The organism is Acidovorax sp. HMWF018 (assembly GCF_003061035.1).
Taxonomy (GTDB): Bacteria; Pseudomonadota; Gammaproteobacteria; order Burkholderiales; family Burkholderiaceae_C; genus Acidovorax; species Acidovorax delafieldii.
In genome coordinates this window covers 1-9,119 of record NZ_QAIM01000147.1, presented here as the reverse complement: position 1 = coordinate 9,119, position 9,119 = coordinate 1, and the positions used below count along the sequence as shown (strand labels likewise).

7 protein-coding genes and 1 pseudogene are annotated in these 9,119 nt (G+C 66.3%); 3 read left to right on the top strand and 5 right to left on the bottom strand.

What is annotated here, in order from left to right:
• From DBR23_RS05725 to urtA, 3 genes and pseudogenes are all read right to left on the bottom strand, one after another.
• Window positions 1-728, bottom strand: a pseudogene (locus DBR23_RS05725) (urea ABC transporter permease subunit UrtC); the annotation flags it as partial.
• Between the two features lie 20 nt (window positions 729-748).
• Window positions 749-2,332 (bottom strand): urea ABC transporter permease subunit UrtB, encoded by a 1,584-nt coding sequence (gene urtB / locus DBR23_RS05720; RefSeq protein ID WP_108497592.1) that lies wholly within the window; start codon window positions 2,330-2,332, stop codon window positions 749-751.
• A gap of 101 nt (window positions 2,333-2,433) precedes the next feature.
• On the bottom strand, window positions 2,434-3,696 hold the full coding sequence (gene urtA / locus DBR23_RS05715; protein WP_056641426.1) for an urea ABC transporter substrate-binding protein: 1,263 nt from the start codon (window positions 3,694-3,696) through the stop codon (window positions 2,434-2,436).
• A 417-nt stretch (window positions 3,697-4,113) separates the two neighbouring features.
• Between urtA and DBR23_RS05710 the strand changes: the two genes are divergently transcribed.
• The gene (locus DBR23_RS05710; RefSeq protein ID WP_108497591.1) at window positions 4,114-5,298 is read left to right on the top strand and encodes an MFS transporter; all 1,185 of its coding nucleotides are present in this window, start codon (window positions 4,114-4,116) and stop codon (window positions 5,296-5,298) included.
• Here DBR23_RS05710 and DBR23_RS05705 read toward each other — a convergent pair.
• Window positions 5,295-5,633, bottom strand: coding sequence for a darcynin family protein (locus DBR23_RS05705; RefSeq protein ID WP_108497590.1), 339 nt, complete (start codon window positions 5,631-5,633; stop codon window positions 5,295-5,297). The genes DBR23_RS05710 and DBR23_RS05705 overlap by 4 nt on opposite strands.
• 55 nt (window positions 5,634-5,688) lie before the next feature.
• Entirely contained in the window at window positions 5,689-6,465 is a 777-nt protein-coding gene (locus DBR23_RS05700; protein WP_158276425.1) for an SDR family NAD(P)-dependent oxidoreductase, read from the bottom strand.
• 125 nt (window positions 6,466-6,590) lie between these two features.
• Between DBR23_RS05700 and DBR23_RS05695 the strand changes: the two genes are divergently transcribed.
• Both DBR23_RS05695 and DBR23_RS05690 read left to right on the top strand, forming a co-directional pair.
• A complete protein-coding gene (locus tag DBR23_RS05695; RefSeq protein WP_108497588.1) occupies window positions 6,591-7,190 on the top strand; it encodes a Crp/Fnr family transcriptional regulator in 600 nt (199 codons plus the stop codon).
• 120 nt (window positions 7,191-7,310) lie between these two features.
• A partial coding sequence (locus DBR23_RS05690) for a molybdopterin cofactor-binding domain-containing protein (RefSeq protein WP_108497587.1) occupies window positions 7,311-9,119 on the top strand: 1,809 nt, incomplete at its 3' end.

Below are 9,119 nucleotides of genomic sequence, written 5' to 3'. Positions count from 1 at the left end.
CGGCCAAACTTGCTGCGTACCAGCCAGCGCGCCAGCAGGAAGAAGCCCAGCAGCGACAACCCCGTCAGCACAAACAGCGTCATGCGCATGTTCTGCGTGGCAATGGGCGTGCCCAGGATGCGCTTGAAGTCGGTAAAGCCGTTGTTGCCGCCAAAGCCGGTTTCGTTGCGGAAGAACAGCAGCATGGCCGCATACGTCATGGCCTGCGTGATGATGGAGAAGTACACACCCTTGATGCGCGAGCGGAAGGCGAAGTAGCCGAACACAAACGCGATCACGCCCGGCACGGCCACGATGAGGATCAGCGTGGCGATGAAGCTGTCGGACAGCGCCCAGTGCCAGGGCAGCTCCTTCCAGTCCAGGAACACCATGAAGTCCGGCAGGTCGCTCTTGTAGTTGCCGTCGCGGCCGATCTGGCGCATGAGGTACATGCCCATCACGTAGCCGCCCAGCGCAAAGAACAGGCCGTGGCCCAGGCTCAGGATGCCGGTGTAGCCCCAGATCAGGTCCATGGCCAGTGCACAGATGGCGTAGCACATGATCTTGCCGAGCAGCGCCACGGCGTAGTCCGACAGGTGGAACATGCTGCCTGGGGGCACCCACAGGTTGAGCACGGGTGCCACGGCGCACACCACGATGAGTGCCACGATAAAGGCCGACCAGCCACCGCGCGTGAGCAGCGGCGCCGGTGCGGGCAGTTGGATGTTGGGAGAGGTTGGCGTAGTCATGATCAGTCGTCTCTGGTGCTTCAGTCGGCCGTACGCCCTTTGACCGCGAAGATGCCCTGGGGCCGCTTCTGGATGAAGATGATGATGAACACCAGCACCGCAATCTTGGCCAGCACCGCGCCCGCCCAGCCTTCGAGGAACTTGTTCAGGATGCCCAGACCCAGCGCGGCATACACCGTGCCCGCCAGCTGGCCCACGCCGCCCAGCACCACCACCATGAAGGCATCGACGATGTAGCTCTGCCCCAGGTCCGGCCCCACGTTGCCCACCTGGCTCAGCGCGCAACCCGCCAGGCCCGCAATGCCCGAGCCCAGCGCAAAGGCCATGGTGTCGATGCGCGCAGTGTTCACGCCCATGCACGAGGCAATGGGGCGGTTCTGCGTCACACCACGCACGAACAGGCCCAGGCGCGTGCGGCCGATCAGGTAGCCCATGCCCAGCAGCACGGCGATGGCAAAGCCGATGATGACAAGGCGGTTGTAGGGCAGCGTGAGGTTGGAGAGCACCTGCACGCCACCGCTCATCCACGCGGGGTTTTCCACACCCACGTTCTGCGCGCCAAAAATCGTGCGCACCAGTTGCATCAGCACCAGGCTGATGCCCCAGGTGGCCAGCAGCGTCTCCAGCGGGCGGCCGTACAAAAAGCGCAGCACACCGCGCTCCAGCACCGCGCCCACGGCGGCCGAAGCGCCAAAGGCCAGGGGCAGCGCAGCGACCAGGTACCAGTCGAACGCACCCGGAAAATACTTCTGGAAGATGCCCTGCACCACATAGGTCGCGTAGGCGCCGATCATCATCAGCTCGCCGTGGGCCATGTTGATCACGCCCATCAGGCCATAGGTGATGGCCAGGCCCAAGGCGACGAGCAGCAGGATGGAGCCCAGGCTGATGCCCGAGAACGCAGCGCCCAGGCGTTCGCCCCAGGCGAGCTGGCCTTCCATGGCGCGCAGGGCGGCCTGCAGTGCGGCCTTGACCTTGGCGTCTTCTTCGACCGTGACGCGTTCGTTGAGCAGCAGCCGCGTATCAGGTGTGGCGCTGAGCGACAGTGCCTGGGCGGCTGCGATGCGTTGTGCGGGGTCGTCGCTGCCCAGCAGCGTGGCGGCGCGCGCCAGCTCCAGCTGGGTCTTGATCTTGTCGTTGGTTTCCTGCGCCAGTGCCTTGTCGAGCAGGGGAAGACGGCCTGCATCCGGTTCCTTGGTCAGTGCCTTGGCGGCGGCCATGCGCTGGGTTTCGTCCTTGCCAAACAGCGCCAGGCCCGCCAGGGCCGTGTCGATCTCGCCGCGCATGCGGTTGTTGTTGATGATGTCTTCGGCATCGGCTGGCACAGGGACCTCGGCGCCAGTGACAGGGTCGATGCCCTTGTCATCGCGCACGATCAGCGCCTTGCCGTCGGCCACCTTCACCGCGTCGTCGGCCAGCGCCTGCAAGAAGGCAGCGGTGCGTTCGCTGGGCTCCACCACGGCCTGCTGCACGGCGGCCACACGGTCGTCCGTGTCACCTGCGGCCATGGCCAGGGCCTCCTCGGCGGTGAGGGCGTGGGCGCTGCCCGCTAGGCACAACAGGCTGACCAGGCACCAGCGCATGGCCAGAAAACATCGCAACATAAGAAGAATTCCATTCGGCCTGCTGTCGGTGGCAGGCGGGTGTCAAAGAAAAAGGGAGGGCGCACACAGGCGCCCTCCCCTCTTGGGCACACTGCAGGTGCTTACTTCTTTTCAGGTTCGTCTTTTTTCTTGTCGTTGCCTTCGATGTAAGGAGACCATGGCTTGGCCTTCACGGGGCCGGGGGTCTTCCACACCACGTTGAACTGGCCGTCGGCCTTGATCTCGCCGATGAACACGCTCTTGTGCAGGTGGTGGTTCTTCTCGTCCATCTTGGAGACGATGCCCGACGGTGCCTTGAAGGTCTGGCCGGCCATGGCGGCAATCACCTTGTCCACATCGGTGCTCTTGGCCTTTTCGACAGCCTGCTTCCACATGTTGATGCCGATGTAGGTGGCTTCCATCGGGTCGTTGGTGAGCGGCTTGTCCTTGTGGCCGGCAATGCCCTTGGCCTTGGCGTAGTCGCTCCACTTCTTGATGAACTCGGTGTTGGCCGGGCTCTTGATGGACTGGAAGTAGTTCCAGGCAGCCAGGTGGCCCACCAGCGGCTTGGTGTCCACACCGCGCAGTTCTTCCTCGCCCACCGAGAAGGCGACCACGGGCACGTCCTTGGCCTTCAGGCCGGCGTTGCCCAGTTCCTTGTAGAAGGGCACGTTGGAGTCACCGTTGATGGTGGAGACCACGGCCGTCTTGCCGCCCTGGCTGAACTTCTTGATGTCGGCCACGATGGTCTGGTAGTCGGAGTGGCCAAACGGGGTGTACTTCTCGTCGATGTCGCTGTCCTTCACGCCCTTGGACTTGAGGTAGGCGCGCAGGATCTTGTTGGTGGTGCGGGGGTACACATAGTCGGTGCCCAACAGCACCCAGCGCTTGGCGCTGCCGCCGTCCTTGCTCATCAGGTAGTCCACTGCGGGGATGGCCTGCTGGTTGGGCGCGGCGCCGGTGTAGAACACGTTCTTGGACAGCTCTTCACCTTCGTACTGCACGGGGTAGAACAGCAGGCCGTTCATTTCTTCCACGACCGGCAACACCGACTTGCGCGACACCGAGGTCCAGCAGCCGAAGATGACCGAGACCTTGTCCTGGCCCAGCAGCTGCTTGGTCTTTTCGGCGAACAGGGGCCAGTTGGAGGCCGGGTCTACCACCACGGGTTCGAGCTTCTTGCCCAGCACGCCGCCCTTGGCGTTGATCTCGTCGATCGCCATGAGCACGGTGTCTTTCAGCACGGTCTCAGAGATGGCCATGGTGCCCGACAGGCTGTGCAGGATGCCGACCTTGATCGTGTCCTGGGCGTGGGCTGGCAGCGCAGACAGGCCAGCGAGCGTAGCGACGGCCGCGAGGGCCTTGAGGGAATAACGACGTTGCATGTGTGCTTCTCCGGTGGTGGTTTCAATCAGGAAATCAATCAAACCGCTTCGCCCGGTGGGCCCCGGTGTGGAGCCCCTGTGGATCGGGCGATGGAATGGATTCTGGAGAGCGGGGCCGGTTGGCGAAATACGCCGGGTGGCGTACACGCCCCGCTGCGAGCCCGCATCACACGGGGGCCGTTGCGAGGCGACTCACCCCCCCCCCGATGCACGCCACAGGCGCACAAGGGCAAGGATGGCATTCACTATGAAAACAATAGCTGTTACGGCATATATCACTAGCGCTACCAGCCCATTTCATGCAAAAACCTTGGCCTGCAAAGGTTGTGGGGCCTCCGTAGAATCCAAGGGTTTTCCCTAGTCTTGCGCGCCTGGCCCCATCGGCCCTGGTGCTGCCCTTTTGTCCCTCTGCGCTCCATGAACCTCCCCCTGCTGGCCCTGGCCATTGCCGCTTTTGGCATTGGCACCACCGAATTCGTGATCCTGGGGCTGCTGCCCGAAGTGGCAGGTGACCTGTCCGTCTCCATCCCCGCCGCCGGCATGCTGGTGTCGGCCTACGCACTGGGCGTGGCTGTGGGTGGACCGCTGCTGGCGGTGGCCACCGCGCGTTGGCCGCGCAAGACCACGCTGACCTGGCTGATGGTGCTGTTCATCGTGGGCAATGTGGGTTGCGCGCTGGCCCCCAGCTATGCGTGGCTAATGGTGGCGCGCGTGGTCACCTCGTTCTGCCACGCCGCGTTTTTTGGCATTGGCGCCGTGGTGGCCGCCAGCGTGGTGGAGCCCCACAAGCGCGCCCAGGCCATGGCGCTGATGTTCACTGGGCTCACGCTCGCCAACGTGCTGGGCGTGCCGCTGGGCACGCTGCTGGGCCAGCACCTGGGCTGGCGCTCCACCTTCTGGGCGGTGGTGGTGATTGGGGTGCTGGCCGTGGCCGCCGTGGTGCGCTGGGTGCCACACCTGCGCCACCAGATCAGCGGCAGCGCGCTGGGCGAGTTCCGCGTGCTGCGCATTCGCCAAGTGTGGCTGGCGCTGGCGGTGAGCGTGCTCGCATCCACCAGCATGTTCACGCTGTTCACCTACATCACGCCCATCCTGCGCGACGTGACCGGTGTCTCGCCCCAGAACGTGAGCGGCGTGCTGCTGCTGTGCGGCGTGGGCCTGACCATTGGCAACCTGCTGGGCGGCCGCCTGGCAGACTGGAAGCTGCTGCCCTCGCTGATGGGCATCTTCGCCGTGCTGGCGGGGGTGCTGGCAGCGTTTTCGTTCACCAGCGTGTGGCTGTGGCCTGCCGTCATCACCGTGGTGGTGTGGGGCATGGTGTCGTTCGCGGCGGGCACGCCGCTGCAGGCGCGGGTGGTGTCGCAGGCGGGCGATGCGCCCAGCCTGGCGTCCACGCTCAACATCGGCGCATTCAACCTCGGCAATGCCATTGGTGCCTGGCTGGGGGGCGCAGTCATCACGGCCGGATGGTCGCTGCAGACCATTCCGCTGGTGGCGGCCGCCGTCACGCTGAGTGCGCTGGCGCTCACAGCCTACATTGCCTGGCTGGACCGGCAGCCCACACACAAGGCTCCGGCGCTGGCCGACTGCAAGGCGGCCTAAGCCGTTTCTGCGCGCTCGAACGCCACGTAGCCGTCTTCGATGGCAGGCAGGATCTGCAGCACCTCGAAATACGGCACGGTGAGCAGGGGGGAATCGCGCAGCCGCTCCATGAAGTCGTAGTGCTTGAGCGGGTCATCGGTTTCCACCAGCATCAGGTCGCTGCAGGGCGCTGCGAAGGCCTCGGCATCGAAGTGGCGCAGGCGCAGGGCTCCCTGGTAGCGGGGCAGCAGGGCATGCAGGTGCGCCCCACCCAACTCACGCCTTTGCTCACGGGGCAAACGCAGCCACTCGGGCAGTGCGCGCAGGTGGATGAAGAAGGCATAACGGGTGGCCATGGGGGTGATCTCCTGGGGTCGATGAGAAGACAGGTGTTGAGCCAGCGGGCTTGGATCAAGCCGTGCGCAGCAGGCGGGCCAGCAGCCCGGGCGCCCAGCGCTGCAAGTGCCAGGCCGCGCGCGCCTTGCCGATGCGGATGTCGGTGTGCCCCGCCATCAGGCCGCGGACCAGTGCCTGTGCAGCGACATCGGAAGGGATCTTGCCGCGCCCTCGGCCCCGGGTCATGGGCGTATCGACCAGCGGCATCACAGCGTGAACCACCCGCACTGGGCTGCCGTGCATCTGCACCCGCAGCGCCTGGGTGAACAGGTCCAGCCCGGCCTTGGTGGCGCTGTAAACCGCCGCCGTGCGCTTGGGGCAAGAGCCCAGCACCGACCCGACATTGACCACCCATGCGCGCTGCTGGGCCTGCAAATGGGGCAGCAGCACGCGCGTCAGCACCATCGGTGCCAGCAGGTTGATCTCGACCTCCGCGCGCATGTCCTGTGCCCTGTAGTCGGCATCGTCCACCCGCAGGTCGTTCTGGATGCCTGCGTTGTTCACCAGCGCGCCAATATCGGGATAGCGCAGCAGCCACTGCGCCGCCAGGCCGTCGATCTCTTCAATGCGGGACAGGTCGGCCACCCAGGGCTCGATCAGTCCATGGGCGTCTGCCAGCGCCTGCAGCGGCTCGGCCTGCCGTGCCACGGCCAGCACGGGCACGCCGCACCGTGCCAGCTCCAGGGCCAGCGACCGGCCAATGCCCGAGCTCGCGCCAGTGACGATGGTGCGTGGCAAGGGGCCTGCGGGCGCGGCCCGGCGTGCGGTGGTGGGGGTTCGAGCGTGTGACATGGGCCGCACTCTAGGCATGGCGCCGTCCGTCGTCATCAACCCAGGTTAATTGGCGAACGAAGGAGGCTCTCACCCTCAGGCGCGGCGGACGCTTCGCCACACTGCCACGCGGCATACTGCGCGCCATGGCCCCCATCCAGCACCCCGCCTTCTGGTCGCTCCTCACACAGGCGGCGGGCACGCAGGCCCTGCCCGACTGGGCCACGGCAGAGCGCGCCATCACCACGCACGCGGTACAGGCAGGCGGCACGGTCTTTCTGCAGGGGGTGCAGCACCCGTATGTTTACGCGGTTCAAGCAGGCTTGTTCAAGCTGAGCTACCTGCAGGATGACGGCACGGAATGGATCAAGTCGTTTGCCGAAGAAGGACGCTTTTTTGCCAGCGTGTCCGCCCTGCAGCCGGGCGGCCGCACGGCCTTCATGGTGACGGCCATCGAGTCCGCCACCCTGGAGCGCATCGACCACGGCGTGCTGCTCGCGCTGGCCGAACGCCACCTGCCCTGGGCAAAGGCGCTGTACCAGCTGACCCTGGTGTACGCCGCACGCAAGGAGGCGCGTGAGCGCGAATTGCTCACCCTCACCCCCGAGGGCCGCTACCGTGCTTTCCTGGCATCACACCCCAACCTGGCGCTGCGCATCCCGCAAAAAGACCTGGCCCGCCACCTGGGATTGACGCCCGTCGGGCTCAACCGCATTGCCATGCGCGTGCGGCGCAGCGTCACATAGCCGACATTCGCCGGCAGCACAGCGCTGCACAGTGGCGCTAGGATGGCCCCCTGCCCTTGCCACGCGGTAATTGCCATCGAAGGCGCCGGCGTGCACTTTCTCAACCGCTCAGGACAACCCATGGTGAAACGACGCACAGTGCTTCTCGGTGGCGCCGCAACAGCCGGCGCGCTGGTCATCGGCTGGGGCGTGGTGCCCCCGCGCCAGCGGCTGCACACCGCGCAGCCCCTGCCCCAGGGCACGGGCCAGGTGGCGCTGAATGGCTGGCTCAAGGTAGCAGCCGACAACACAGTGACGGTGATGATGGCCAAGTCCGAAATGGGCCAGGGCGCGCACACCGGACTGGCCGCCATACTGGCGGAAGAGCTGGACGCCGACTGGGCCCAGGTGCGGCTGGAGATGGCGCCCATCGACGACATCTACAACAACCTGGCCACGGTGGTGGACGGCCTGCCGTTCCACCCCGACAACGACGGCTCCATCAAGGCCGTGGCGGGCTGGCTGACCGCCAAGACCATGCGCGAAGTGGGCGTGATGATGACGGGCGGCTCCAGCAGCATCAAGGACCTGTGGCGCCCCATGCGCGAGGCCGGTGCCCACGCCCGCGCCATGCTCATCAACGCAGCGGCCGTGCAATGGAAGGTGCAGGCCGCCGAATGCAAGGCCAACGCCGGCGTGGTGGAACATGCGGCAGGCCAGCGCGCCACGTTTGGCGAGCTGGCCGCACTGGCGGCGCAGCAGCCGCCTCCAGGCAAGGTGCCCCTCAAGGCGCCTGCTGAATTCAAGCTGATCGGCAAGCCGCTCACCCGCATCGAGGCGCCCTCCAAGCTCGACGGCAGTGCGGTGTTTGGCATCGATGCCCACCCGCCCGGCCTGCTGTACGCCAGCGTGGTGATGTGCCCCACGCGGGGCGGCAAAGTAGTCCAGTTCGATGGCGCAGCCGCGCAAAAAATGCCCGGGGTGAAGCAGGTGCTGGCCGTAGCGCCGTACCATGGCGGCACTGGCGGCGTGGCCGTGATTGCGGACACGCCCTGGCACGCCAAGAAGGCCGCCGCCGCCGTCACCGTGCAGTGGGACCACGGCCCGGCCGCCACGCTGTCGAGCGCCGCCGTCATGACCCAGCTGACCCAGTCGCTGGACCACGCCCAGGGCTTTGGCTACCACAGCGTGGGCGATGTGGACCAGGCCCTGCAAGGCGCTGCAACCACCCTCACTGCCGACTACCGCGCGCCTTACCTGGCCCACGCCACCATGGAGCCCATCAACTGCACCGTACAGTTCAGGGATGGCGCGGCCAGCGTGTGGACATCCACCCAGGTACCGGGCCTGGCGCGCATGGCGGCCGCCAAGGCCCTGGGCATCGACGACACCAAGGTGACCGTGCACCAGCTGCTGCTGGGCGGTGGCTTTGGCCGGCGGCTGGAGGTGGACTACGTGGCCCAGGCCGCCGCCATTGCCAAGGCTGCTGGGGGCGCACCGGTGCAGACACTGTGGTCCCGCGAGCAGGACATGCAGCACGACTTCTATCGCCCCGCCTGCGTGGCGCGGTTCAAGGCCGGGCTGGACGCACAGGGCCAGCTCGTGGCCTGGCACAACGTATCGGCCGGCCAGGCCATCGTGCCGCAGGTGCTGTCCCGCACCTTTGGCCTGCCAGGCGCCGGGCCGGACAAGACCGCGTCCGAAGGCGCGTTCGACCAGCCCTACGAGTGGCCCCACGCACGCATCGCCCACGAGATCATCGACCTGCCGCTGCCCGTGGGCTTCTGGCGCTCAGTAGGGCATTCGCACCAGGCGTTTTTCAAAGAGAGTTTTGTGGACGAAGCGGCCCACGCTGCCAAGAAGGACCCGGTGGCCTTCCGTGCCACATTGCTGCAAAAACACCCGCGCCACCTGAAGGTGCTGCAAAAGGCGGCCGATCTGGCGGGCTGG

Excerpts from the sequence above, each read along its gene's own strand:
- urtB (WP_108497592.1), bottom strand. The coding sequence starts at position 2,332 with ATGTTGCGATGTTTTCTGGCCATGCGCTGGTGCCTGGTCAGCCTGTTG.
- DBR23_RS05710 (WP_108497591.1), top strand. The coding sequence starts at position 4,114 with ATGAACCTCCCCCTGCTGGCCCTGGCCATTGCCGCTTTTGGCATTGGC.
- DBR23_RS05700 (WP_158276425.1), bottom strand. The coding sequence starts at position 6,465 with ATGTCACACGCTCGAACCCCCACCACCGCACGCCGGGCCGCGCCCGCA.
- DBR23_RS05695 (WP_108497588.1), top strand. The coding sequence starts at position 6,591 with ATGGCCCCCATCCAGCACCCCGCCTTCTGGTCGCTCCTCACACAGGCG.
- DBR23_RS05705 (WP_108497590.1), bottom strand. The coding sequence starts at position 5,633 with ATGGCCACCCGTTATGCCTTCTTCATCCACCTGCGCGCACTGCCCGAG.
- urtA (WP_056641426.1), bottom strand. The coding sequence starts at position 3,696 with ATGCAACGTCGTTATTCCCTCAAGGCCCTCGCGGCCGTCGCTACGCTC.